This is a genomic window from Amycolatopsis sp. lyj-108 (genome assembly GCF_046549005.1).
Classification (GTDB): domain Bacteria; phylum Actinomycetota; class Actinomycetes; order Mycobacteriales; family Pseudonocardiaceae; genus Amycolatopsis.
This window is the reverse complement of record NZ_JAJPWQ010000004.1, coordinates 351,032-374,568: the sequence shown is the minus strand read 5'-3', so window position 1 is coordinate 374,568 and position 23,537 is coordinate 351,032. Positions and strand designations below refer to the sequence as shown.

At 69.2% G+C, this 23,537-nt stretch carries 25 protein-coding genes; 15 read left to right on the top strand and 10 right to left on the bottom strand.

The annotated features are described in order from the left end of the window. Positions 1 to 28 precede the first annotated feature (28 nt). Positions 29 to 1,267 (top strand): cysteine--1-D-myo-inosityl 2-amino-2-deoxy-alpha-D-glucopyranoside ligase, encoded by a 1,239-nt coding sequence (gene mshC, locus ACLJO0_RS17820; protein WP_410579607.1) that lies wholly within the window; start codon positions 29 to 31, stop codon positions 1,265 to 1,267. A gap of 51 nt (positions 1,268 to 1,318) precedes the next feature. Here the strand turns inward: mshC and ACLJO0_RS17815 are convergent, their stop codons facing one another. Together ACLJO0_RS17815 and ACLJO0_RS17810 are read right to left on the bottom strand one after the other, a co-directional pair. Then, the gene (locus tag ACLJO0_RS17815; RefSeq protein WP_410579606.1) at positions 1,319 to 2,926 is read right to left on the bottom strand and encodes an ABC-F family ATP-binding cassette domain-containing protein; all 1,608 of its coding nucleotides are present in this window, start codon (positions 2,924 to 2,926) and stop codon (positions 1,319 to 1,321) included. A 153-nt stretch (positions 2,927 to 3,079) separates the two neighbouring features. Then, positions 3,080 to 3,556, bottom strand: coding sequence for a MarR family winged helix-turn-helix transcriptional regulator (locus ACLJO0_RS17810; protein ID WP_410579605.1), 477 nt, complete (start codon positions 3,554 to 3,556; stop codon positions 3,080 to 3,082). 154 nt (positions 3,557 to 3,710) lie between these two features. Between ACLJO0_RS17810 and ACLJO0_RS17805 the strand changes: the two genes are divergently transcribed. From ACLJO0_RS17805 to ACLJO0_RS17795, 3 genes are read left to right on the top strand one after another with little or no spacing between them, the layout of a single operon-like run. Next, on the top strand, positions 3,711 to 4,289 hold the full coding sequence (locus tag ACLJO0_RS17805; protein WP_410579604.1) for an ArsR/SmtB family transcription factor: 579 nt from the start codon (positions 3,711 to 3,713) through the stop codon (positions 4,287 to 4,289). Next, positions 4,286 to 5,524 (top strand): MFS transporter, encoded by a 1,239-nt coding sequence (locus tag ACLJO0_RS17800; protein ID WP_410579603.1) that lies wholly within the window; start codon positions 4,286 to 4,288, stop codon positions 5,522 to 5,524. The genes ACLJO0_RS17805 and ACLJO0_RS17800 overlap by 4 nt, the downstream gene beginning before the upstream one ends. Before the next feature lie 15 nt (positions 5,525 to 5,539). After that, on the top strand, positions 5,540 to 6,364 hold the full coding sequence (locus tag ACLJO0_RS17795) for a metallophosphoesterase family protein (RefSeq protein WP_410579602.1): 825 nt from the start codon (positions 5,540 to 5,542) through the stop codon (positions 6,362 to 6,364). Between the two features lie 87 nt (positions 6,365 to 6,451). Here the strand turns inward: ACLJO0_RS17795 and ACLJO0_RS17790 are convergent, their stop codons facing one another. After that, positions 6,452 to 7,351: a PAC2 family protein gene (locus ACLJO0_RS17790; RefSeq protein WP_410579601.1), complete on the bottom strand. Its 900-nt coding sequence runs from the start codon at positions 7,349 to 7,351 to the stop codon at positions 6,452 to 6,454. A gap of 178 nt (positions 7,352 to 7,529) precedes the next feature. Between ACLJO0_RS17790 and ACLJO0_RS17785 the strand changes: the two genes are divergently transcribed. The 5 genes from ACLJO0_RS17785 (at position 7,530) to hisG (ending at position 11,450) form a co-directional block, all read left to right on the top strand. After that, on the top strand, positions 7,530 to 8,210 hold the full coding sequence (locus ACLJO0_RS17785; RefSeq protein ID WP_125794128.1) for an HAD family hydrolase: 681 nt from the start codon (positions 7,530 to 7,532) through the stop codon (positions 8,208 to 8,210). 56 nt (positions 8,211 to 8,266) lie between these two features. Continuing rightward, positions 8,267 to 9,730, top strand: a complete 1,464-nt coding sequence (locus ACLJO0_RS17780; protein WP_410579600.1) for a DNA-3-methyladenine glycosylase 2 family protein — start codon at positions 8,267 to 8,269, stop codon at positions 9,728 to 9,730. 14 nt (positions 9,731 to 9,744) lie between these two features. Continuing rightward, a complete protein-coding gene (locus ACLJO0_RS17775; RefSeq protein ID WP_410579599.1) occupies positions 9,745 to 10,236 on the top strand; it encodes a methylated-DNA--[protein]-cysteine S-methyltransferase in 492 nt (163 codons plus the stop codon). A gap of 72 nt (positions 10,237 to 10,308) precedes the next feature. Continuing rightward, entirely contained in the window at positions 10,309 to 10,572 is a 264-nt protein-coding gene (locus ACLJO0_RS17770) for a phosphoribosyl-ATP diphosphatase (RefSeq protein ID WP_007035378.1), read from the top strand. Between the two features lie 32 nt (positions 10,573 to 10,604). After that, complete coding sequence (gene hisG / locus ACLJO0_RS17765) at positions 10,605 to 11,450, top strand: ATP phosphoribosyltransferase (RefSeq protein ID WP_410579598.1); 846 nt, start codon at positions 10,605 to 10,607, stop codon at positions 11,448 to 11,450. Positions 11,451 to 11,525: 75 nt separating this feature from the next. On the opposite strand, the gene ACLJO0_RS17760 is transcribed toward hisG, so the two are convergent. The 3 genes from ACLJO0_RS17760 to ACLJO0_RS17750 all read right to left on the bottom strand — a co-directional run bounded on the left by ACLJO0_RS17760 (position 11,526) and on the right by ACLJO0_RS17750 (position 14,217). Continuing rightward, positions 11,526 to 12,461: a ParA family protein gene (locus tag ACLJO0_RS17760; RefSeq protein WP_396561585.1), complete on the bottom strand. Its 936-nt coding sequence runs from the start codon at positions 12,459 to 12,461 to the stop codon at positions 11,526 to 11,528. 67 nt (positions 12,462 to 12,528) lie between these two features. After that, positions 12,529 to 13,314 carry a thioesterase family protein gene (locus ACLJO0_RS17755; protein ID WP_410579597.1) on the bottom strand — a complete coding sequence of 262 codons (786 nt, stop codon included), beginning with the start codon at positions 13,312 to 13,314 and terminating at the stop codon, positions 12,529 to 12,531. A 9-nt stretch (positions 13,315 to 13,323) separates the two neighbouring features. Beyond that, positions 13,324 to 14,217, bottom strand: a complete 894-nt coding sequence (locus ACLJO0_RS17750) for a RecB family exonuclease (protein ID WP_410579596.1) — start codon at positions 14,215 to 14,217, stop codon at positions 13,324 to 13,326. 128 nt (positions 14,218 to 14,345) lie between these two features. Here ACLJO0_RS17750 and ACLJO0_RS17745 point away from each other — a divergent pair, with 128 nt between their 5' ends. Further along, positions 14,346 to 15,497, top strand: a complete 1,152-nt coding sequence (locus ACLJO0_RS17745; protein WP_396561580.1) for a M50 family metallopeptidase — start codon at positions 14,346 to 14,348, stop codon at positions 15,495 to 15,497. 61 nt (positions 15,498 to 15,558) lie between these two features. Continuing rightward, a complete protein-coding gene (locus tag ACLJO0_RS17740) occupies positions 15,559 to 16,383 on the top strand; it encodes a tRNA (adenine-N1)-methyltransferase (RefSeq protein WP_410579595.1) in 825 nt (274 codons plus the stop codon). Positions 16,384 to 16,498: 115 nt separating this feature from the next. Here ACLJO0_RS17740 and ACLJO0_RS17735 read toward each other — a convergent pair whose 3' ends face one another. Together ACLJO0_RS17735 and ACLJO0_RS17730 are read right to left on the bottom strand one after the other, a co-directional pair. Further along, positions 16,499 to 16,954 (bottom strand): hypothetical protein, encoded by a 456-nt coding sequence (locus ACLJO0_RS17735; RefSeq protein WP_410579594.1) that lies wholly within the window; start codon positions 16,952 to 16,954, stop codon positions 16,499 to 16,501. Between the two features lie 7 nt (positions 16,955 to 16,961). After that, positions 16,962 to 17,783: a hypothetical protein gene (locus ACLJO0_RS17730; RefSeq protein ID WP_410579593.1), complete on the bottom strand. Its 822-nt coding sequence runs from the start codon at positions 17,781 to 17,783 to the stop codon at positions 16,962 to 16,964. 362 nt (positions 17,784 to 18,145) lie between these two features. Here ACLJO0_RS17730 and arc point away from each other — a divergent pair, with 362 nt between their 5' ends. Then, positions 18,146 to 19,948 carry a proteasome ATPase gene (arc, locus tag ACLJO0_RS17725; RefSeq protein WP_125794118.1) on the top strand — a complete coding sequence of 601 codons (1,803 nt, stop codon included), beginning with the start codon at positions 18,146 to 18,148 and terminating at the stop codon, positions 19,946 to 19,948. Between the two features lie 54 nt (positions 19,949 to 20,002). Here arc and ACLJO0_RS17720 read toward each other — a convergent pair whose 3' ends face one another. Then, entirely contained in the window at positions 20,003 to 20,914 is a 912-nt protein-coding gene (locus tag ACLJO0_RS17720) for a DMT family transporter (RefSeq protein WP_410579592.1), read from the bottom strand. A gap of 142 nt (positions 20,915 to 21,056) precedes the next feature. On the opposite strand from ACLJO0_RS17720, the gene ACLJO0_RS17715 reads away from it, so the two are divergent. From ACLJO0_RS17715 to ACLJO0_RS17705, 3 genes are read left to right on the top strand one after another with little or no spacing between them, the layout of a single operon-like run. Next, entirely contained in the window at positions 21,057 to 21,401 is a 345-nt protein-coding gene (locus ACLJO0_RS17715) for a hypothetical protein (RefSeq protein ID WP_125789998.1), read from the top strand. Beyond that, a complete protein-coding gene (locus tag ACLJO0_RS17710) occupies positions 21,398 to 22,351 on the top strand; it encodes an aldo/keto reductase (protein WP_410579591.1) in 954 nt (317 codons plus the stop codon). The genes ACLJO0_RS17715 and ACLJO0_RS17710 overlap by 4 nt, the downstream gene beginning before the upstream one ends. Before the next feature lie 55 nt (positions 22,352 to 22,406). Then, positions 22,407 to 23,012, top strand: coding sequence for a hypothetical protein (locus ACLJO0_RS17705; protein WP_410579590.1), 606 nt, complete (start codon positions 22,407 to 22,409; stop codon positions 23,010 to 23,012). Here the strand turns inward: ACLJO0_RS17705 and ACLJO0_RS17700 are convergent. Beyond that, positions 23,009 to 23,524: an NUDIX domain-containing protein gene (locus tag ACLJO0_RS17700; protein ID WP_410579589.1), complete on the bottom strand. Its 516-nt coding sequence runs from the start codon at positions 23,522 to 23,524 to the stop codon at positions 23,009 to 23,011. The two genes, ACLJO0_RS17705 and ACLJO0_RS17700, sit on opposite strands and share 4 nt — an antisense overlap. Positions 23,525 to 23,537: the final 13 nt, after the last annotated feature.

Genomic DNA, 23,537 nt, shown 5'->3' with positions numbered 1-23,537 from the left:
GCGTGGCGGCTCCGCTTACAGTCGGGGTATGCAGACTTGGTCATCGGTCGACGTGCCCCGTATCCCCGGCACCCCCCGTCCGCTGCGGCTCCACGACACGGCGACGGGGCAGATCCGCCCCACGGCGCCCGGGTCGACCGCCCGGATGTACGTCTGCGGCATCACGCCGTACGACGCGACCCATCTGGGACACGCCGCCACGTATCTGACATTCGACCTGGTGAACCGCCTGTGGCGGGACGCCGGGCACGACGTCCACTACGTGCAGAACGTGACGGACATCGACGAACCCCTGTTGGAGCGAGCGGAGCGGGACAAGGACGACTGGGTCGTCCTCGGCATGCGCGAGACGGCGCTGTTCCGTGAGGACATGACCGCGTTGCGGGTGCTGCCGCCGCGGCAGTTCGTCGGGGCCGTCGAGAGCATCCCGGAGATCGTCGAGGTCATCGCCAAGCTGCTGTCGAACGGCAGCGCGTACCGCGCCGACGACGCGGAGTACCCGGACATCTACTTCGCCCACAACGCGACCGGGCACTTCGGGTCCGAGTCGAACTACGACGCCGAGACCATGGCCAAGTTCTTCGCCGAACGCGGCGGCGACCCGGACCGCCCCGGCAAGCAGCATCCGCTCGACGCGTTGCTGTGGCGGATGGCGCGGCCGGGTGAACCGTCGTGGGAGTCCGAACTGGGCGCGGGGCGGCCCGGCTGGCACATCGAGTGCAGCGCGATCGCGGTCAACCGGCTCGGCCTCGGCTTCGACGTCCAGGGCGGCGGCTCGGACCTGATCTTCCCCCACCACGAGTACAGCGCCGCGCACGCGGAAGCCGTCGCGGGGGACCGGCCGTTCGCGCGGCATTACGTGCACGCCGGGATGATCGGTCTCGACGGCGAGAAGATGTCGAAGTCGCGCGGGAACCTCGTGTTCGTCTCGCGGCTGCGTGCCGACAAGGTCGACCCCGGCGTGATCCGGCTCGCGCTGTTCGCCGGGCACTACCGCGAGGACCGGCCGTGGACGGAGCAGTTGCGCACGGACGCCGAAGCGCGCCTCGCCCGTTGGCGCGAGGCCGTCTCCGTCGGCACGGGTCCGTCGGCGGAGGACACCGTCGCGCGACTGCGTGACCACCTCACCGACGACCTCGACACGCCCAAGGCACTCGCGGCCGTCGACGCCTGGGCGGAGCAGGCACTGAACCGGTCCGGCACCGACCCGGCGGCCCCCGGCCTGATCCGGAACGCCGTCGACGCGCTGCTCGGCATCGAGCTCTGAAAACACTGCTGGGGCGGGGAACTTCCCCGCCCCAGCAGTGTGTATAACGCCCTACACGGCGACGCGACCGGCCTCCAGCCGGAGGTGGTCACCGGCCCAATCGCGCCGCAGCCACCGATCATGCGACGCGATGACGACGGCACCCGGCGCGGAATCGAGCGCGGTGAACAACTCCTCGGCCAAGGTGAGCGAGATGTGGTTCGTCGGCTCGTCCAGCAGGAGCACCTCGGGCGGGTCGGCGATCAGCAACGCCAGCGCGAGCCGCCGCCGCTGCCCGACCGACAACGCACCGACCCGGGTCCCGAGATCACGCGGGGCCAGCAATCCCAGGCCACGCAACGGGGGAGCGTCCTCGCCGAGGGCTTCGGCGTAGGTCCGCTGCGCGGTCTTCTCGGGCTCGGCGAACGCGACGTCCTGAGCCAGCATGCCGATCCGCACGCCGCGTCCGGAAAGGACGGTGCCGGAGTCCGGCGTCAGCGAGCCGGCGAGGACGGACAGCAGCGTCGACTTCCCGGCGCCGTTCCCGCCGGTGATCAGCAGCCTCGACGTCGTCGTGACGTCCAGGGTCGCCAGCCGCAGCCGTCCGGCGATCTCGATGTCCCGCACCGAGATGGCCGTCTTGTCCTCGCCGGGTTCGCCGGTCAGGCCGCCCTGGAACCGCAGCGGCGCGGGCGGCTTCCGCACCTGGTCGCGTTCCAGTTCGTCCAGCCGCAGCTGTGCGTTGCGGACCCGGCGTGAGATCTGTTTCTGCACCCTCCCGGTCTTGAAGTCGTAGAGCATCTTGGCGTTGTCGCGCTGCGGCCGGTTGTGCGCGACGGCGCGCGCCGTGACGGCCACCGATTCGCGCAGTTCCTTGAGCTCGTCCTGCTCCTCGGCGTAGCGCTGCTCCCAGCGCGCCCGTTCGGCCCGTTTCTGGTCCAGGTAGTCGGAATACGTGCCGCCGTACCGGGTCGGGCCGCCCAGCGCCGGGTCGAGGTCGACGATGTCGGTGCACACCGCGTCGAGGAACACGCGATCGTGCGACGACAGCACGAGGACACCGGTCAGCGACGCGAGATGCTGTTCCAGGAACTCCATCGCGGCGTCGTCGAGGTGGTTCGTCGGCTCGTCCAGGATGAGCGTGCCCGGCCGCCGGATCAGCAACGCCGCGAGGCCGAGCCTCGACCGTTGCCCGCCCGACAGGGTGCCCAGTTCGCGCGCCGGGTCGATCCCGGCGAGCCCCAGACCAGCGCAGACGACCTCGGCTCGTCGGTCGGCGTCCCAGAGGTCGTGCGCCTGGGCCCATTCCAGGACGGTCCCGTACTCGTCGAGCACGGCAGCGTCGTCTGGATGCCGAGCGAGCGCTTCGGTCAGTTCGTCGAGTCTCGCCGACGCTTGCCTGATTTCGGCGAGCGCGTCGTCGATGACGTCGGAGAACCGCGCGGTCAACGCGAAAGGCAGCTCCTGCAAGAGGAATCCGAGGTCGTCGCCTCGCAGCACCTCGCCGGCGTCGGGCTCTTCGACCCCGGCCAGCAAGCGCAGGAGCGTGGACTTGCCGGCGCCGTTCTCGCCGACCAGGCCGAGCCGCTGCCCGGCCGAAGCCGTCAGGTTCACGCCGTCGAGCACGACGCGGGCACCGTAGGAGTGGACGAGGTCTTTGGCGATCAGGGAAAGAGACATACGACATCACCGTGCTTCTTCGGACATGAGTGATCCCTGCCGGGTCTCGTGGCTTACGGGAGCAGCGCTCGACCGAAGCCGCCTCGGAGCGGGGAAGGTGCGATGTCAGTTGTCCATGATGCGAGCAGTCTAACGCAACCTATGTAGCGTTAGTCAACCCCTCTTTTCGGGGGAGTCGGATCGCAGCCGCGCGGCCTCTTGTTCGGCGAACGCGCGCCCGTCGGTCATGACGCCGAGAAGCGCGGCGAGTTGGCGCCGGTCGAGCCTGCCGAGGCGGTCGCCGAAGAACCGGGCCATGGGGGAGTAGAGGTCGGCGACGTCGTCGAGCCGGTCGGGCAGCGGGCGGATCGCGATCCGGCGGCGGTCCGCGGGGTCGGGGACGCGCTCGACCAGCCGCTGCGCCTCCATCCGGTCGAGCATTCGGGTCACCGCGCCGGTGGTCATGCCGAGTGCTCGCGCCAGCTCGGTCGGCGAGGTTGCGGCGCCACTGATGACCAGCTGGAGTCCGTGCAGCTCGGTGGCGCTGATCCCGAGCCGTTCCGCCATGGCCGTCTGGAACAGGACGGTCGCGCTGACGAACCGGGGGATCTCCAAAGCCGCCGCGGTGGCGAGTTCTCGCTGGTCAGGCATGTGCTTCCCTGAGTCAGTAGTTAATTTGTGCAGTTACTGCTGCGTGCAGTAGCTGTGTCGCCAAGGGTATCCCGGCGTTCGCTTGACATCCTGACGGCCACCTGTGAATCTGAAAGAGAACTTTCGAAAGAAGTCTTTCAGATTGGATCGGGCGATGACCGGGTTGCCGCCGCGCAAGCGGATCGAAGACGTCGAGCTGATGCGGGCGCTGGCGCATCCGCTGCGTTCGGCGCTGGTGGACCACCTCATGGCGGTCGGTCCGCGGACCGCGAGCGAATGCGCGGCGGCCGTCGGGTCGACCGCCTCGAACTGCAGCTGGCATCTCCGTCAGCTCGCCCAGCACGGCCTCGTGGAACGCGTCGAGGGGGAGGACGGCCGCGAGCGGCCGTGGCGGGCATGTCAGGTCGGCATCGAGTTCGGCGACGACCCGGAGCTGCACGGCGCGCAACTGGCGGTCGTGGGCACCACTCTCGCGCGGGAGAAGGAGCTGACCGAGCGTTATCTCGACGCGGCAGACCTGCTCGACAAGGAGTGGCGGGACGCGTCCGGGATCAACAACTACTCGCTGCGGGTGACCGCGGCGGAGCTGGACGAGCTGGTGCGGGGGATCGACGCGCTCGTGCGGCCCTACGTCGGCGCGATCCGCGAAGACGCTCCTGCGGAGGCCCTTCCGGTCCACTTGGGACTGCGGGCGTTCCTTCGCATCGACGCCGAGGGGAAGCCGAGCAGATGAAACCGTTGAGAGAACCCGCCTTCGCGCGGTTGTGGATCGCCGCCTTCTTCTCCGAGACCGCCGAGTGGATGCTGCAGATCGCGTTGCCGGTGTTCGTCTTCCAGGCGACGGGTTCGGCGGCCACCACGGCGTTGAGCATCGTCCTCGGCCTGGTGCCCGCGGTGCTGCTCAGCCCGGTCGCCGGCGTGATCGCGGACCGCTGGAACCGGCGGCTGGTGCTGTGCGTGGTGTGCGCGGGCCAGGCGTTCGTGGCGCTGCCGCTGCTGTTCGTCGCGTCCGGCGGCCCGGTGTACGTGATCTACGCGGTCATGGCCGCGCAAGCTGGGCTGGCTTCGCTGTTCGAGCCCGCCCGCAACGCGCTCGTGCCCGAACTGGTCGCCCCCGAGGAACTGATCGGCGCCAACGGCCTCATGAGCATCAACGGGAGCGTCGCGCGGCTCGCCGGCGGCTGGGCGGGCGGTCTTCTGCTCGGATTCGGCGGCCTGGGCTGGGTCGTGGTGGCCTATCTCGGCGTGCTGGTGATCGGTTCGGCCCTGCTGGCGCGCCCGTTTCCGCGCGTCGCCGCGCCCAAACCGGCAGGACCGCACGAACCGGTGTTCCGAGCCTGGATCGACGGGCTACGCGAGATCGGCCGCGAAGGACGCCTTCGCCTCGCCGGGGTTGTCGTGGTGCTGACGTCACTGGCGCAAGGGATGTTCCTGGTCCTGTTCGTGGTCTTCGTGCTCGACATCCTCGACGGCACCGAAGGCGACGTCGGCCTGCTTCGCGGTGTGCAGGCGCTCGGCGGGCTGGTCGCGGGATTCGCCGTGGCCACCGTCGCCCGCAAGGTCGCGCCCGCCGCCCTGCTCGGCTGGGGTGGACTGGCGCTCGGTCTGCTGTCGGCGGTGATCTGGAACCTGCCCGCACTGACCACGTCGCTGGGTGTCTTCATCGGGCTCTTCGGCCTGGTCGGCGCCCCTGGAGTGCTCGCCGGCTCCGGGCTGCTCTCACTGGTCCAGACGACCGCGTCCCCCGAACGGTCCGGCCGCGTGCTGAGCACCGTCTTCGCAGGCACGGCGGGGTTCACGGCGCTGGGCGCGCTGCTGACGGGCGCGCTGGTGAACGTGCTGGGCACCGGAGTGCTGCTGAACGTCCAGGCGGGTCTGCACACCGTCTCGGCGTTGGTCGTGCTGGGCGTGTCGGCGTCGGGCCGGCCGCGTCGTGACGCGGTTTCGGTGATTCCCCGGTCCGGGTGAAGCTACGGTGGTGGAGTGCCGCATCTCTTCGCCACCAGCGACCTCCACGTCACCCATGAGGGCAACGCCCCGCTCGTCGACGAGGTCGTCCCCCGAACCCCGGACGATTGGCTGCTCGTGGTCGGTGACGTCGCCGAACGCGCCGAATCGGTGATCGGGGTGCTCAAGACCTTGCGTGAACGTTTCGCGAAGGTCGTCTGGGTTCCCGGCAACCACGAGCTGTGGACCACCCAGAAGGATGAATGTCAGCTGCGGGGCCAGGCGCGCTACGAGCATCTGGTCGAGCGCTGCCGCGAGATCGACGTCCTCACCCCGGAGGATCCGTACCCGGTGTGGGAGCACCAGGACAAGCCGCTGACGATCGCCCCGCTGTTCGTGCTGTACGACTACAGCTGGCGGACCCCCGCGGCCGACGGGCTGCCGATGCTGGCCGCCATCGAGCAGGCGCGCGAGGCGGGCGTGCTGTGCACGGACGAGTTCTTCCTGCACCCCGACCCGTACCCCAGCAGGCAGGCCTGGTGCGCCGACCGGGTGAAGATCAGCACGGAACGGCTGGAGGCGATCCCCGAGGACCACGGGACGATCCTCATGTCGCACTGGCCGCTGCACCGCCACCCGACCGAGCCGCTGTACTTCCCGGAGTTCGCGCTGTGGTGCGGGACGACCGAGACCGAGGACTGGCACCTGCGCTTCCGGGCGGAGGTCGCCGTCTATGGGCACCTGCACATCCCGCGCTCCACGGAGGCGGACGGCGTGCGGTTCGAAGAGGTCTCGCTCGGCTATCCGCGGGAGTGGCGCAAGCGGGCGCGGGGTCCGATCCCGCTCCGGCGCATCTTCTGAGCGGTCACCCGGATGCTATGAACGGTCCGTTACTTGCAAATTTTGCCAGTAACGGACCGTTCATAGCGCTTGAGAAGTGCCGCGAGCTCAGCCCCGTCCAGGCCCATCCTGGCCCGGGCGCCGCCGCCGCAGGTACCGCTCGAACTCGGCCGCGATCTTGTCCCCGCTCACGTCGTCCAGCGTGAACTCGGTCTCCGCGTCACCGCGCTCCTCGAGCCCCCGGACGTATTCGCTGATCTCTTCGTCCTCTTCGGCCATCTCGGTGACCGTCCGCTGCCACTCCTCGGCCTGCTCGGGAAGCGCGCCGAGCGGGATCTCGACGTCGAGGACGTCCTCGAGTTTGTGCAGCAGCGCGAGGGTGGCCTTGGGCGACGGCGGGTGCGAAACGTAGTGCGGCACGGCCGCCCAGATCGACACCGCCGGGACGCCCGCCTGCACGCAGTAGTCCTGCAGGACGCCGACGATGCCGGTCGGCCCCTGGTAGTTGTTCAGCTCCAGGCCGAACTGTGAAGCGGTGTCCTTGTCGTACGCCGTCCCGGTGACCGGGACGGGCCGGGTGTGCGCGGTGTCGGCCAGGAGCGCGCCGAGGGTGACGACTGTGGCGACGTCCAGTTGCTGGATGTACTCCAGCAGTTCGGCGCAGAAGGCACGCCAGCGCATGTTCGGTTCGGGCCCCTGGACCAGCACGATGTCCCTGCTGATGCCCTCCGGACGGCACACCGAGAGCCGCGTGGTCGGCCAGTCGACCCTTCGGGTGACGCCGTCCACCATGCGCACGGTCGGTCTGCTGACCTGGAAGTCGTAGTACTCGTCCGGACTCAGCTCGCTCAGCGGGGTCGCATCCCAGTTGAGCTGGAGATGCTCGACCGCCCGGCTGGCCGCGTCCCCTGCGTCGTTCCAACCTTCGAAGGCGACGATCATGATCGGCTTTGGGTCATCCGGTTGGTCGCGGCCGGGCTGCTGGGTCTCGTCGACGGGCTCACTCACCGGACCAGCCTACGACCAGGCGGCCGTGCGCCGTTGGGCATGTCCGGTGGCGTTTCGCGGCGACGAAACGCGCGGAGACGACGCAATACGACATTTCGGGCAGCGACCGCGCCGCCGACGTGAATTCGTCTCGGCTACCGTGGGGCCCGGAAGGTGCATCCGATCGTGAGGGGGAGCCGTGACCGAACCGTCCACACCGGACGGACTCGCCGCCGTGCTGTGGGATATGGACGGCACGCTGGTCGACTCGGAGAAGCTGTGGGACGTCGCGCTCTACGAGGCCGTCGAAACCCTCGGCGGCACACTGACCGAGGAACAGCGCCTGAGTCTCGTCGGGTCCAATATGGACGACACGGCCGCGTTCCTGCTCGAAGTGTGCGCCAAACCCGTCACCCCGGAGTCGATCGCGGAGATGGGGGAGTGGATCCGCGCCCGCACGGCCAACCTCTTCGACGGCCCGCTTCCGTGGCGCCCCGGTGCGCAGGAGCTGCTCGAACTGTTGCGGGCCAACGGCGTTCCGATGGCGCTGGTCACCTCCACCGAACGGTCGCTGACCGAACTCGCGCTCAACACCATCGGCCGCGAGTACTTCGCCGCCACCGTCTGCGGTGACGAGGTCGATGGTCTGAACAAGCCGGACGCCAGGCCGTATCAGCTGGCCACGGAGTTGCTGGGAGTACCGGCTTCCCGGTGCGTCGCGATCGAGGATTCCCCGCCGGGCGCGGCTTCCGCGGCCGCGGCGGGCTGCACGGTGGTGGTGATCCCGAACGACGTCGACGTCGAACCGGGAGAGCGGCGCGTGTTCCGTTCTTCGCTGGTCGGTCTTGACGTGCCCGCGCTGACCGCGCTCCTGCCCTGACCGCCATGTCGCATTTCCGCTAGACCGCGGCCCGTGCGGTCGGTGATGCTGGCCGGGTGCATGAGGATTTCGAGCGCTGCGTCCGCGCTGTCCAGGCGAAGGACGCCCGGTTCGACGGGTGGTTCTTCACGGCCGTCCTGACGACGCGGATCTACTGCCGGGCGAGTTGCCCGGTCGTCCCGCCCAAACCGGAGAACATGACCTTCTATCCGAGCGCGGCCGCCGCGCAGGAGGCCGGATTCCGCGCCTGCAAACGGTGCCGACCGGACGCCAGCCCCGGTTCACCGCGGTGGAACGAGCGCGCGGACCTGGTGGCCAGAGCGATGCGGCTGATCGCCGACGGCGTCGTCGACACCGACGGGGTCAGCGGCTTGGCCGCCCGGCTCGGCTACAGCGTCCGGCAGGTGGAGCGGCATGTGCGTGCCGAACTGGGCGCGGGCCCGCTCAGCCTCGCCCGTGCGCAACGGGCGCAGACGGCGCGCCTGCTGATCGAGACGACCGGCCTGTCGATGATCGACGTCGCCCTCGCGGCGGGGTTCGGCAGCGTCCGCACCTTCAACGACACCGTCCGCGAGGTCTTCGCGTTGTCTCCGACCGAACTGCGGGCCCGGGGCCGCACCGAGCCGTCGACCGCGCCCGGGACGCTGAGCCTCCGCCTGCCGTATCGGAAGCCGCTGTTCCCGGACAACCTCTTCGGCCATTTGGTCGCGACCGGTGTCCCCGGCGTCGAGGAATGGCGAGACGGTGCGTACCGCCGGACGCTGCGGCTCCCGCACGGCCCCGCCATCGTCACCCTCAAACCGGAAGACGGCTACATCGGCTGCCGTCTCACGCTCTCGGACCTGCGTGACCTCTCGACCGCGATCAGCCGATGCCGCCGCCTGCTCGATCTCGACGCCGACCCGGTCGCGGTCGACGAAGCGCTGGCCGCGGACCGGCTGCTCGGGCCGCTCGTGGCCGCCGCACCCGGCAGACGGGTGCCGAGGACGGTCGACGGCGACGAATTCGCCGTCCGGGCCGTGCTGGGCCAGCAGGTGTCCACCGCCGCCGCCCGCACCCACGCCGCCCGGCTGGTCCTCGCGCACGGCGAGCCCGTCGACGATCCGGACGGTGGCCTCACCCACGTGTTCCCGGACGCCACCGCGCTCGCGGAGATCGACCCGGAAAGTCTCGCGATGCCGCAGAGCCGCAAGCGGACCCTGCTCGGCCTCATCGCCGAACTGAACGACGGCGGACTCGACCTCAGCGCGGGAAGCGACTGGCAGCAGGCCCGGGAGAGGCTGCACGCGCTGCCCGGCTTCGGCCCGTGGACCGTCGAGAGCATCGCGATGCGTTCGCTCGGCGACCCGGACGCCTTCCTCCCGACCGACCTCGGCGTCAAGATCGCCGCGAAAGGGCTCGGGCTCGGTCCGGCCGCGTTCGCCGCGCACGCCGAACATTGGCGCCCGTGGCGCGCCTACGCCGTTCAGCACCTCTGGGCGACCGGAGATCACCCGATCAACCGGCTGCCCGCCGCCTGAGTTCGAGGAGCGCCATGCGCACGCACACCGTCATCGACAGCCCGTACGACAAACTGACCCTGGTCGCGGACGGCGAAAGCCTCTGCGGCCTGTACATGGTCCAGCAGCGGCACCGTCCGGTCGAGGAGAGCTTCGGCCATCCGGATCCGGGCTCGCCGATCTTCGTCGACACCGAGAGGCAGCTGAAGGAGTACTTCGCCGGCCAGCGGAAGGACTTCGATCTCCCGCTGAGCTTCGGCGGCACCACGTTCCAGCGGATGGTCTGGGAAGGGCTGCTCGGGATCCCGTATGGCGAGACGGTCTCGTACGGTCAGCTCGCCGACCGGCTCGGCAGGCCCACCGCGTCGCGCGCGGTCGGGCTCGCGAACGGGAAGAACCCGATCAGCATCATCGTGCCGTGTCATCGCGTGATCGGCTCCAACGGCGATCTCACCGGTTACGGCGGCGGGGTCGCACGGAAGCGGCACCTGCTCGACTTCGAACGCGGCGGCTCGGTGCTGTTCTGAAGTGTGACGCGACCGGCACCACACCGGCCCGGGGCAGCGCGACGCGGACGCGGATGGAAGGATCTCCAGACTGTGAAGACCTTCGATGAGCTGTTCGCCGAGCTTGCCGAGCGCGCCCGTACGCGCCCCGACGGTTCCGGCACCGTCGCCGCGCTGGACGCGGGAGTGCACGCCCAGGGCAAGAAGGTGCTCGAAGAGGCGGGCGAAGTGTGGATCGCCGCCGAGCACGAATCCGACGACAGGCTCGCTGAGGAGATTTCACAGCTGCTGTACCGCGTACAGGTGCTCATGCTCGGCCGAGGACTGTCGACAGAGGACGTGTACCGGTACCTGTGACGCGTTCGCGTCCGGAGAACCAAGGAGAGACAATGCTGCGTGTCGCCGTGCCGAACAAGGGAGCCCTCGCCGCCGCCGCGTCGGAGATGCTCGGAGAGGCCGGCTACCGCAAGCGACATGAGGCCCGCGACCTGACCGTGCTGGACACGATCAACGAGGTCGAGTTCTTCTTCTTGCGCCCCAAGGACATCGCGATCTACGTCGGATCCGGCGAGCTGGATCTCGGCATCACAGGCCGCGACCTCGCGCTCGACTCCGGTGCCCCGGTCGAGGAGATCCTCGGCCTCGGCTTCGGCGGCTCCACGTTCCGGTACGCCGCACCCGCGGGCCGGGACTGGAAGGCGCAGGACCTGCAGGGCAAGCGGCTCGCGACGTCGTACCCGCGGCTCGTCCGCGAGAACCTGAAGCAGCACGGGGTCGAGGCGGAGGTCATCCGCCTCGACGGCGCCGTCGAGATCTCGATCCAGCTCGGCGTGGCCGACGCCATCGCGGACGTCGTCGAGTCCGGACGTTCGTTGCGCCAGCACAACCTCGTGGCCTTCGGGGACCCGATCTGCGTGTCCGAGGCGGTGCTGCTGCAGCGCGCGGGCACCGAGCACACCCGGCCCAAGGATCAGCTGAAGGCGCGGTTGCAGGGCGTCGTCTTCGCCCAGCACTACATGATGCTGGACTACGACTGCCCGCGTCCGCTGCTCGCCGCTGCCATCGCGATCACGCCGGGCCTCGAGTCGCCGACCGTCGCGCCGCTGGCGGACGAGGACTGGGTGGCCGTGCGCGCGATGGTGCCGCGCAAGGAGGTCAACCGGATCATGGACGAACTCGCCGAAACCGGCGCCAAGGCCGTCCTGGCTTCGGACATCCGGGCCTGCCGCCTCTGACCCTCACGGTCACAGACGCCATGAAAGGTCCTTTCCTTGCAAATTTCGCAAGGAAAGGACCTTTCATGGCGTTGGTCAGCGGGGCCGGTTCGGCTTCTTGGGCATGAGGTCGTAGAGCTTCTTGCGCGTCCCGTTGTCCTTCGCGCTGCGGGTCACCGACACCTCGGTGATGAAATCCTCGAAGACGAAGTCCTCGTCCGCCGGCACGATCGCCGCGGCCGGATGGTTCCGCAGGTAGCCGTCCAGCGTCTCCGCGATCTCCCGGAACGACAGCGCCTGCAAGGTTTCCGGCGCGTACGTCGTCACGGGCACGCCGTGCGCCGCGGCCTCGTTCATCACGACGCCGAGCGGCACGTGCGACAGCATCGGGATCCCGAAGGTGTACAGCTCCTGCAAAGCCGCCGCCGCGTAGTGCGAGATCGGGCGGCGGTACAGGCCCGGCACGAGGCCGTAGTAGGCGATCGGCGGACGGCCGACGGTCTGTTCGACGTAACGCACCTGGTCCGAAAGCAGGCGCAGCGCGCGGATGCTCGTCCGGTCCGGCTGCACCGGCACGAGGATCCCGTGCGAAGCGGCCAGCGCGTTGTTGGTCAGCACGTCGAGCGCGGGCGGGCAGTCGATGATGACGTGGTCGTAGTTCGCGAACTGGATGACCCTGGCCAGCTGCCAGCCGGGGACGCGGAACTGGTCCAGCCGCCGGATCAGGTCGAACATGCCCGGCGACGTCGGGATGACGTCGAACGCCCCGCCCCGCCCGAGGTTGCTGCGCGGATGCCGGACGGCGAGCTCCTCGATCGGCCCCTTCCACACCTTGGTCAGGGCTTTCGCCAGGCTGGGCATGTTCGGGGCCACCTCGTCCAGCCCGAGGAGTTCGGTGGTCGCGTGGCCCTGTGGGTCGAGGTCGATCAGCAGCACCCGGCGGCCGCGTTCGGCAAGTGCGGCCGCCGCGCCCACGCTGAGTGAGGTCTTGCCGACCCCGCCTTTCTGGTTGACCACCGAGGTGATCTGCATGCCGAAGCGCTCCCTGCGTCTGTTGTTCCGGGAAGGCTATTGGAAACGGGCTCGGAAAGCGCGTCTATCAGCCCGCCTGTCGCGGCCGCACCAGCAACGCCTGTGCTCCAGAAGCGATCGGGCCGGAGGCGTCGTGCAGGGTGGTCGTCGCCGTGCCGATCCCGTTCGGGCCGACCAGCGTCGCCGCGTCGACGCCGATCCAGTCGCCCAGCGGCGGGCGGCGGAGGTGCACCGTCAGCTCCGAGTTGATGAACCACCACTCGCGCGGGTCGAGGAAGTTCGAGATCCCATTGCCGGAGTCCGCCAGGACGAACAGCCGCTGCAGCGCGCTCGGCTTCTCCCCGTCGACGAGGGCGACACGCTGGCGGCCCCAGACGGTCGCCGGCCCGGGTGTGTCCAGCGCGCCGCTGATCCGCCGCCATTCGACGGCGTCGAGGTAGCCGCCGTGCCAGGTTTCCGGCCAGCTCGACGTGGGCAGGCCGTCCGGCGACGGCAGCGGGGGACCTTCGGGAGTGGCCACCGCGGTGGTGTCCGAAGTCGCGATCCGCCACGCCGCGGCACGGGCGACGACTCGCTCGCCGTGGGAGAGCTCGGCTTCCAGCCACTCGACCGACCGGCCCGGTCGCTTCACCGAAGCTCGCACCGAAAGCTCTTTGAGCGGCGCGGGACCGAGGATCTCGACCGTCACTCGCGCCAGCTGGCTCGCGTGCGGCGCGTCGAGCTCTTCGAGCGCGCGGACCAGCAGCGCCGAGGGCGGCCCGAAGTGCTGCGCGTCCGGCGTCCACGGGCCGGCGGTATGCGGGGTCGGGAGGAAGACGCCGTCGCCTGACGGCACATAGAAGGCTTCTGTCACAAAGGCAGCCTAATCCGCACGGTCCAAAACGGACTCTTCACCGGGGTCCGGTTCCGGCCAGCCGGGATACGGCGGGGGAGTGCCGCCGTACTGCGGGCACAGCGCCTGGTGATCGCACCACGCGCAGAGTTTGCTCGGGTTGGGCCGGAAATCGCCGGTCTTGCCCGCTTTGAGGATCGCCTGCCAGATGGCTTCCAGCGTGCGCTCGAAGCGGATCAGCTCGCCCTCGTCGGGCGCGTACGCCAGGGACTGCCCGTCGGTGAGGTACATCAGTTTCAGCTGGCGCGGCACGACACCGCGAAGCCGCCAGAGGACCACGGCGTAGAACTTCATCTGGAACATCGCCTTGGCCTCGCCGATTTCACGGGGCGCGGCGCCGGTCTTGTAGTCGACGACGCGGATCTCGCCGGTCGGCGCCACGTCCAGCCTGTCGACGTAGCCCCGGAGCAGCACCCCGGAGCCCAGCTCGATCTCGACGTGCAGCTCACACGCTTCGGGCTCCAGCCGACGTGGATCTTCGAGGCCGAAGTAGGTGTCGACCAGTTGCTCCGCCGAGGAGAGCCACGAGGTGACGGCCTCGGGATCCTCCTGGTCGAACAGCTCGATCCATTCCGGACGTTCCGCGGAGAGATCCTCCCACGCCGGCGCGAGCAGCTCCTTGGCCTGCGGCGGCGTGCGATCGGCCTGCGGGAGGGAGAACAGCCGCTCCAGCACGGAATGCACCAGCGTGCCGCGGAGCTGGGCCTTCGTCGGGATCTCGGGGAGTCTGTCGACCGCGCGGAAGCGGTAGAGCAGCGGGCACTGTTTGAAGTCGCTGGCACGCGACGGGGACAGGGCCGGCCGACGGCGCGGGACTTCGGCGCCGGGCGGCGGATCGGCGGTGACCGTGTCGGTGTCGGGCATGGGACGAGGGTATCGCCGGGCACCGACAGTTCTCCGACCGCAACGCACCGGAGCGGCATGACCGACACCACCCGGACGGGAAGGGCGGGTTACCGGCACCCCACACCTGGGCATCTACGCTCTCATCCATGGCGGTGACGGGTGAGCAGGGCCCGCCTCGACGAGGCGTGGCACCAGAGGGCGGTCTCCTGCTGTTCCGCGTCTCCGGGATCCCCGTGTTGCTGGCCCCTTCGTGGTGGATCGGCTCCCTGATCATCGTGGTGCTCTACACGCCGTTGGTCGGCAGGCTCTTGCCGGGCGCGACGACCTTGACCTCCTGGCTGCTGGCGGCCGCGTTCGCGGTCCTTCTCGGACTCTCGGTGCTCGCGCACGAACTCGGGCACTGCCTGGTCGCGCTGCGCCTCGGCATCCCGGTCCGGCGGTTGCGCCTGTTCCTGCTCGGCGGACTCTCCGAGGTCGCCAGGACACCCCGCCAGCCGCGGCAGGAAGGGCTCGTAGCCGCCGCGGGACCGGTGGTTTCGTTGCTGCTCGGCGGTTTCTGCGCGCTGCTCATGTTCGCCGTCCCACCGGAAAGCGCGGCATGGCTGCTCATCGCCGAATGCGCCGTCGCGAACTTCGCGGTCGGGATCTTCAACCTCCTTCCCGGGCTCCCGCTCGACGGCGGCAGGCTGGTCCGCGCCGGAGTGTGGGCGGCGACGGGCCACCGGGAGAAGGGCACGCGGGCGGCGGTCGTCGGTGGCGGCGTCGTCGCGGCGGGACTGGTCGTCTGGGCGCTGTGGGGGCTGGCGGCGGGCAGCGAAGACCGCTGGCTCCGGCTCGGCGTCTGCGTCGTGACGGCGTGGTTCGTGATCCTCGGCGCACGAAGCGAACTCGCCGCCGAAACACGTCGAGGCTGGCCCGAAGGCGTGCGGTTGAGCGAACTCGTCCGGCCCGTTCTCCAGCTTCCCGCGGAAAGCCCCGTCTCGGACGCGCTGGCCGCTTCGGCGGGCCGTGGGGTGGTCCTGGTGCGTGCCGACGGCGTCGCGGCCGGGCTGCTCGACGAGACGGCCGCCGCGCAACTGGCCGGGACGTCACCACACGCGCCCGCGGAGATGGCGGCGGAACCGATCCGCGCCGACACGGTGCTGCTTTCCTCGGAGTCGGGGGAGGAGATCGCCGAGCGGGTCCGGGAAACCGCCGCGTGGCAGTTCCTCGTCGTGGACGACGAAGGCAGGCCCGCGGGGGTGCTCCGGCGCGAGGACCTGCGTGCCGCGATGACCCGGAGCCGACCCCCGGCGTAGCGTGGCGCGGCCACCTGCGAGGATCGGTCGTCGATCAGGTTCGCGTGCGTGTGGAGGTTCAGTGTCGGTCCGTGGGCCGTTTCGTATTGGTGACCGGGTTCAGCTGACCGACTCCAAGGGGCGGCACTACACCATGGTCCTCGCCGAGGGGCAGCAGTATCACACCCATCGCGGCGCACTGGCGCACGACGACGTGATCGGGGCGCAGGAGGGTTCGGTCGTCACTTCTGCGGGCGGCAGCCACTATCTGGCGCTTCGCCCGCTGCTTCCGGACTACGTGTTGTCGATGCCGCGTGGCGCGCAGGTGATCTACCCGAAGGACGCCGCGCAGATTGTCATGTGGGGCGACATCTTCCCGCGAGCACGGGTGCTCGAGGCGGGCGCCGGCTCCGGCGCGCTGACCTGTTCGCTGCTGCGGGCGGTCGGTTCGGAAGGCACCGTGCAGTCCTACGAGATCCGGGACGACCACGCCGAACACGCCGAGCGGAACGTCGAAAAGTTCTTCGGCCACAAACCGGACAACTGGTCGCTCACGGTCGCGGACCTGTCGACGCACACCGGCGAGGTCGACCGGGTCGTCCTCGACATGCTGGCGCCCTGGGACCAGCTGGAGACGGTCGCCGCGCATCTCGTGCCCGGCGGCGTACTCACGGTCTATGTGGCGACGGTCACACAGCTTTCGCGGATCACGGAAGCCTTGCGGGACCAGCAGTGCTGGACCGAGCCGGAATCGTTCGAGACACTCATGCGGCCCTGGCACGTCGTGAGCCTCGCGGTGCGGCCGGATCACCGGATGGTCGCGCACACCGCGTTCCTGCTGACGGCGCGCCGTCTGGCCGACGGGACCGTGTCGCCGCGGGTCCACCGCCGCTCCGGCAAGGGCTAGCCGCTCGGGTTGGCCGTTGCTCGTCTGAGGTACATGAAGGGGACCTTCATGTACCTCAGCAAGGCGCGATGCCACAGGTGGCGTGACGGACCAAAGACCCGGCACCGGCGCGATGTCAGGGCACGCACCATTTGCCGTCGCGTTTCTTGAGCGGGAACGGCGTGTCCTTCTGACCGCCCGCGCCCTCGACGTGCACGGTCACGGTCGCGGAGTCGCCTCTCACCGCGGGCGGGTCGGGGACGGTGGCCGAAACCTTGCCCGCCGCCTCCCACTTCCGCTTGAGCTCGGCCAGATCGGCCGAGGACTGCTGGACGCAGGTGAGCTTGCCGAACGCCGTCGCGTCGTGGTTGACGATGGCCGCGGCGATCGCCTTGCCGACGACCTCGACCGCCGCCACGTCCGGATCCACCGGGACCGGACGGGACGAGCTCGGCTGCGGTGAGGGCGTGACGGTGGTCGACGCGGCCGGGTCGGAGCCGGACGGGGCCACCAGCAGCAGCCCCACCACGACCCCGGCCACGACCGCGCCAAAAACCACCGCGGCGGCGGTCAGCTTGTGGCTCACCGTCACCGGTGGGTCACTTCTTGTCGGCCTTGATGTCCTTGAGGCACCACAGTTCCGACTCCTTGGCCGCGGTGATGGTGCCTTCCGCCATCTTGGTGCCCTGGGTCGCGCGGTAACGGCCGGTCGCCCGGTCGCCGCTTTCCTTGGCGGGCTCGGTGATCTCGAGCTTGATGGGGTCGAGCGGCTTGCCCTCGTCCTTGGTGTTCTCGCTGCGGCAGATCAGGTCGAGGAACGCCTTCTTGTCACCCGCGCTGTAAGAGGTCGCCGCACTTTCGAAGACCTCTTGAGGCGTGGCCTTCCCACCGGGCGCCGGACCGGAGCTCTTGGTCGCCGACGTGCTCGGCGAGCTGGACTTGCTCCGGGTCGAGCTCGGCTTCTGCGACGACGAGGCCGGAGCCTCCGACGGGGCAGCGCTGCTGGTGGGCGGCGCGGCGGTCGGGTTGTCGTCACCGGAGTTCAGTGCGATGACGAGGGCGGTGACACCACCGCCGACCAGCACGACCGCGCCGATCGCGATGCCGACGATCAGGCCCGTCTTCTTTTTCTTGGGCGGCTCGCCGCCGTACCCGCCGCCTTCCTGCGGGTACGCGTTGTAGCCGCCCTGCTGCCCGTAGGGATCCGGCTGGCCGAACTGCTGCGTGCCGCCCGGGTATCCCTGCTGGGGCTGTGGTCCGCTCTGCGGATAGCCACCTTGCTGCTGGCCGTACGGGTCCTGGCCGTACTGGCCACCCCCGGGGTATCCCTGCTGCGGCTGGGGGCCGCTCTGCGGGTACCCGCCCTGCTGGCCGTACGGATCTTGTCCGTAGCCGCCGGGCTGTTGCGGCGGGTAAGTCATGGCTGTTGCCCCCTAGCTGTTCTGCGAAAATGCTCAACACGACGCGCCGGTCGACCTCCCCGGCGAACGTCGCCCGATGCTAGCCATCGACCCGGATCGCCGCTCGATTAGGGCCGAACTGATACCGGGAACCCGTTTGCACCCGGACGGCGCCGGGTATTCCGCCGCAGGTCAGGGTAGGTGGACGGATTGTGACCATGGGAGTGTCGGACCCGGCACCGGGATGGCCCCTTGCGCATGGTGAAGGTACGTGCTGCGGGAACGTCCGGAACGCGACGCGCCGATCTTGTGATGCGGAAAGGCCTTTTATTGTCGGTGATCGCCGGTACCGTGGAATGAAAAGCACTCCGAGGAGGTGCCCGATGCATCATGACCTTCCCGGAGGTCGGCGCGAGGAGGCCGACCCTTCAGAAACGACCGGAGCCGAGATCACGTCCGACGAGCAGGCACGTCAAGTTCGCTTCCTCGAGGAGGAAGTCGCCCTGCTGCGCCGGAAGCTCACCGATTCGCCACGTCAGAACCGAGTGCTGGAGCAGCGACTCGCCGAGGCGTCGGAACGAGTGAGCCAACTCACGGAACGCAACACGAAACTGGTCGAGACGCTCCGCGAGGCGCGTGGCCAGTTGCTCGCGTTGCGGGAGGAGGTCGACAGGCTGGCCCAGCCTCCGAGCGGTTACGGCGTGTTCGTGACCGCGTACGAGGACAACACGGTGGATGTGTTCACCGCGGGCCGCAAGATGCGGGTCTCGGTCTCACCCGCGGTCGAGGTGTCATCGCTGCAGCGCGGACAGGCGTTGCGGCTCAACGAGGCGCTCACCGTCGTCGAAGGCGGCGACTTCGAGCGGATCGGCGAGGTCTGCGCGTTGCGCGAGGTGCTGGCCCCGGATGTCGAGGGCGACAGCCTTCGTGCGCTCGTGGTCGGGCACGCGGACGAGGAGCGGGTCGTCCTGCTCTCCGATCCGCTGGCCGAACAGCCCCTCAAGCCGGGCGATTCCCTGCTGGTCGACTCGAAAGCCGGCTATGCCTACGAGCGCGTGCCGAAGGCGGAGGTCGAGGATCTCGTGCTGGAGGAGGTGCCCGACGTCCAATACGAGGACATCGGTGGCCTCACCCGGCAGATCGAGCAGATCCGCGACGCCGTCGAGCTTCCGTTCCTGCACGCGGATCTCTACCAGGAGTACCAGTTGCGCCCGCCGAAGGGCGTGCTGCTCTACGGGCCTCCTGGCTGCGGTAAGACCCTCATCGCGAAGGCGGTGGCCAACTCGCTCGCCAAGAAGGTCGCGGAAGCCCGCGGCGACAAGGCGGACGGGAAGTCCTACTTCCTGAACATCAAGGGTCCGGAGCTGCTGAACAAGTTCGTCGGGGAGACCGAGCGGCATATCCGCCTGATCTTCCAGCGGGCTCGGGAAAAGGCCTCCGAAGGCACCCCGGTGATCGTGTTCTTCGACGAGATGGACTCGATCTTCCGCACCCGCGGTTCGGGCGTGTCCTCCGACGTGGAGACCACGATCGTCCCGCAGCTGCTCTCGGAGATCGACGGTGTCGAGGGCCTGGAGAACGTCATCGTCATCGGCGCCTCCAACCGTGAAGACATGATCGACCCGGCGATCCTGCGGCCGGGCCGGCTCGACGTCAAGATCAAGATCGAGCGTCCGGACGCCGAAGGCGCGAAGGACATCTTCTCCAAGTACCTGTCCGATGGCCTGCCGATCCACGCGGACGACCTCGCCGAGTTCGGCGGGGACCGCAGGGCGACGTTCGACGCGATGATCCAGCACACGGTCGAGCGGATGTACGAGGAGACGGACGAGAACCGGTTCCTCGAGGTCACCTACGCCAACGGTGACAAGGAAGTCCTGTACTTCCGCGACTTCAACTCGGGCGCGATGATCCAGAACATCGTGGACCGGGCGAAGAAGTCGGCGATCAAGTCGGTGCTGGAGACCCAGCAGCCCGGCCTGCGCGTGCAGCACCTGCTGGACGCGATCGTCGACGAGTTCGCGGAGAACGAGGACCTGCCCAACACCACCAACCCGGACGACTGGGCCCGGATCTCCGGCAAGAAGGGCGAGCGGATCGTCTACATCCGCACGCTCGTCACCGGCAAGAACCAGGATTCGGGGCGGGCGATCGACACCGCCACGAACACCGGTCAGTACCTGTAGAGCAAGCCGAAAGGGCCCTTCGCCGCAGCGCATGCGGCGAAGGGCCCTTTCGCGTCACACGGGGACGGGTTCCCGGACCTTCTTGCGCACGCTCAGCCGTCCGTGTGCGGCCAGGATGCCGAGAACGACGAGCAGCGCGCCGACGGGCTGGTTCCACGCCAAGGGTTCGTCGAGGACCAGGACACCGAGGAGCACACCGACGACGGGTGTGAGGTAGGTCACCGCAGACGCGTTCGACGCGCCCCAAGCCGCGATGATCGACGCGTTCCAGGAGTAGGCGAGCCCGGTGCCCAGCGCGCCGAGCGCGATCATGCTGAGGACGATCGGCGTGTCGAGGCGCACCGGCGTCGTCGCGATGAACGGCGCGAGCAGCAGCATCACGACGGCACCGCAACAGACCTGTCCGAGTGCGACGGTCGGCGCGTCGAGGTTCCGCCAGGAGATGAACCGTCGCACGTAGACGAACGAGATCCCGTAACAGGTCGTCGCGCCGAGGCACGCCAGCTGCGCGGTCAGTTCGTGGGAGACGTCGATCCCTTGCCAGACCCCGACGATGGTGAGCACGCCGAGGAAACCGAGGATCAGGCCGGTCGTACGGGCCTTCGTGAACCGTTCCGACGGCAGGGCCGCGGCGGCGATGAGCATGGTGATCAGCGGGGTGGTCGCGTTGAAGATGCTGGCGAGCCCGGACGAGATGTACTGCTCGGCCCAGGAGAACAGCAGGAACGGGATCACGCACAGCAGCACGGAGACCACCGCGAGATGGCCCCAGAGCGCCGGATCACGGGGGAGTGGCTTGCGGCGCCAAGCGGCGATGGCGATCAGGGCCACCGCGCCGAGGCAGATGCGCGAGAGTGCCACCTGAGCGGGCGACAGGCCGGTGAGGCCGATCTTGATGAACAGAAAACTCGCGCCCCACACGATCGCGAGTGCCGCGAACCGGATCGCGATACTGAAACGTCCCAATTGTCCTTCTCCCGAGTTCGCGTCTTCCGGCTCAGTGAATCGGGAATCCACTGTGTACTCCAGCGGTTTTCGGACGATGTGTTCCACGCCTCCGCGTGGCGGTCCCGCGCGCCGAGCGTATAACGACCTATACTTATCGGCCGTGAGCGAATCCGCTGGGCGCCCGCGCGCGCCGATCACCGAGGCCGATGTCCTGGCATGGCTGGAAACGACGGCGGCCGCCGTACGAGCGGGCGAGGTGAGCGCCCCCGAACTCATCGAGATCCTGGGGGAGTTGCGCCGCGCTTCCGCGGCCTGCGCCGACGCCTCCGACTGGGCACTGCTCGCCGCCAGGGAGGAAGGCGCCAGCCTCCGTCAGATCGCGCCCGTCTTCGGCAAGGGTTACGTTCGAGCCCCGGCGGCCCGCCTCGAAAAGCTCCATCGGCAGGCGCAGAACTCGAGCCAGTGGCTCGCGATCCTCCGCCACAAGAACGAAGGAGCCCGGTGACAGCCTCGGAAACCTGCGTCGGCGACCGGATCGCCGTCGGACTGGCGGCGCTCGGCAGGCCCGCGTACATCAACCTCGGCCCGGCCGACGCGCTGCCGCCCGGACGCGAGTTCGAGGCGATGCGCGCGGCGACCTACGACGTACTGGACGACGCGTACCGCGCGGGCGTCCGGTGGATCGATGTCGCCCGTTCGTATGGTTCCTCGGAGGAGTTCCTCGCCGGTTGGCTCGCCGATCGCGCCCCCGCGGACGTGACGGTGTCGAGCAAATGGGGCTACCGCTATGTAGGGGAGTGGAAGCTCGACGCGGAGGTGCACGAGGTCAAGGAGCACACCGCGGCGCGGTTCGGCGAGCAGTGGGCGGAAACCGTTGACCTGCTGGGTAAAGCGGTCTCCCTCTACCAAGTCCACTCGCTCACTGTGGACAGTCCGCTGTTCGGCGACGACCGGTTGATCGGCGCCCTGGCCGAACTCGCCGCCGACGGTGTCCCGGTGGGGTTCTCCACCTCCGGCGCCGCGCAGGCCGACGCGGTCCGCCGGGCGTTCGAGCTGGAGGTCTCCGGAACGCCGGTCTTCAGTGCCGTGCAGTCGACATGGAACCTGCTCGAACCCTCCGTCGGCCCGGCGCTCGCGGAAGCGCACGCCGCCGGGAAACGGGTGCTGGTCAAGGAAACCGTCGCGAACGGACGGTTGGTGGTCGAGCCGCCGCCACCGCTCGCGCGGATCGCGCGGGAGCACGGGGCCGGTCCGGACGCGGTGGCGATCGCGGCCGTGCTGGCGCAGGACTGGCGGCCGGTCGCGGTCATCGGCCCGTCGAGTACCGCCCAGCTCGCGGAGAATCTCCTTGCCACGCAGGTGAAGCCGACCGCGGACGAACTCGCGGAGCTGGCCGCGCTCGCGGAAGAACCGGTCGCCTACTGGCGGCACCGGTCCTGCCTGGGCTGGCATTGAGGGGCTGGACTACTCTCGCGGCAAACGTCTGGCGGGTCACCGGGGAGGCTTGAGGGTGCGTCATCGGCAGGTGCTCGCGGTGGCGACGGTCGCGCTGTTCGGTTTGTCGGGCTGTGCGGACCGCCCCAACGACCTCGACACCTATTACGACGACCCGACACCGACGCCTGCGGTCGAACCCGCGCAACCGTCGGTGAAGCCGCAGGCCGCGCCGGTGCCGCCGTCGTCAACCCGGGCTCCGGTCCCAGCGGCCGTTTCCGCCGCGCTGCTGACGGACGAGGACGTCGTCGAGGAAGAAGTCGTCCCCGGTGAGAGCAAGGTGTCCGGCTGTCTGACCGGACTGACCCGTGGCACGAGCCGCTCGTCGACGTGGTCGTATCCGAGTGGCTCGACGCTGGAGCACCAGGTCACCGAGTACACCGACCGTGACGCCTCGGACGTCGTCGCCCAGGCGGACTGCGAAGGCAAGAAGCTCACGCTGACGAAGCAAGCCGGCGTCGAGATCCAGCGTGCCTGGTGCGAGGGCACGACGTGCACGGTGTTGCTCGCCAAGGGGAAACTGGTCTCCGCCCTCAGCGTGACGGCCGGAACCGAGGCGCGGGCGACGGACGCGGCGAAGCGCATGTTGCCGATCGTCGCGCAGCGCCTCCGTTCAGCCTAGCCGCCTTCTCGCCGGAACCACTCCAGCGCGCCGAGACGGCCGTCCGGGATGAACCGGCTCTCCGGATCGTCGAGCCACGAACGCAACTCGGCCAGTGTCAGCCAACGTCCTTCCACGACTTCGGACGGTTGGTGGACGAAGGGGCCGTCCCAGCGCGTTTCGAACGCGAAGTTGTGGCAGCGGATCGTGTCGTCATCGGTGACATGGACGAAAAGCGGCCGCAGTTCCACTCCGTGCACACCCAGTTCTTCGGCGAGTTCCCGGCGCGCGCACTCCACCGGTGTCTCACCCGCCGCGACGATGCCGCCCGCCCAGCAGTCCCAAGTGGAGGGATAGACGTCCTTCGTGGGAGTGCGCAGGTGCACGTAAACGGAACCTCCGTCACTCGAACGGACCAACACCACGCCCGCCGCGTGCCACAGCCCCTCGGCGCGGACCCGGGACCGGGTGGCCGCTCCCATCGCGGTTCCGTCGAGGTCATAGAGCGCAACGAGTTCGTCACTGCCTGACATGGGGGGCATCGTC

Bases quoted from the DNA above. Each gene is read 5' to 3' on its own strand.
- mshC (WP_410579607.1), top strand. From the start codon at position 29: ATGCAGACTTGGTCATCGGTCGACGTGCCCCGTATCCCCGGCACCCCC.
- ACLJO0_RS17815 (WP_410579606.1), bottom strand. From the start codon at position 2,926: ATGTCTCTTTCCCTGATCGCCAAAGACCTCGTCCACTCCTACGGTGCC.
- ACLJO0_RS17810 (WP_410579605.1), bottom strand. From the start codon at position 3,556: ATGCCTGACCAGCGAGAACTCGCCACCGCGGCGGCTTTGGAGATCCCC.
- ACLJO0_RS17805 (WP_410579604.1), top strand. From the start codon at position 3,711: ATGACCGGGTTGCCGCCGCGCAAGCGGATCGAAGACGTCGAGCTGATG.
- ACLJO0_RS17800 (WP_410579603.1), top strand. From the start codon at position 4,286: ATGAAACCGTTGAGAGAACCCGCCTTCGCGCGGTTGTGGATCGCCGCC.
- ACLJO0_RS17775 (WP_410579599.1), top strand. From the start codon at position 9,745: ATGCGCACGCACACCGTCATCGACAGCCCGTACGACAAACTGACCCTG.
- hisG (WP_410579598.1), top strand. From the start codon at position 10,605: ATGCTGCGTGTCGCCGTGCCGAACAAGGGAGCCCTCGCCGCCGCCGCG.
- ACLJO0_RS17760 (WP_396561585.1), bottom strand. From the start codon at position 12,461: ATGCAGATCACCTCGGTGGTCAACCAGAAAGGCGGGGTCGGCAAGACC.
- ACLJO0_RS17750 (WP_410579596.1), bottom strand. From the start codon at position 14,217: ATGCCCGACACCGACACGGTCACCGCCGATCCGCCGCCCGGCGCCGAA.
- ACLJO0_RS17745 (WP_396561580.1), top strand. From the start codon at position 14,346: ATGGCGGTGACGGGTGAGCAGGGCCCGCCTCGACGAGGCGTGGCACCA.
- ACLJO0_RS17730 (WP_410579593.1), bottom strand. From the start codon at position 17,783: ATGACTTACCCGCCGCAACAGCCCGGCGGCTACGGACAAGATCCGTAC.
- arc (WP_125794118.1), top strand. From the start codon at position 18,146: ATGCATCATGACCTTCCCGGAGGTCGGCGCGAGGAGGCCGACCCTTCA.
- ACLJO0_RS17700 (WP_410579589.1), bottom strand. From the start codon at position 23,524: ATGTCAGGCAGTGACGAACTCGTTGCGCTCTATGACCTCGACGGAACC.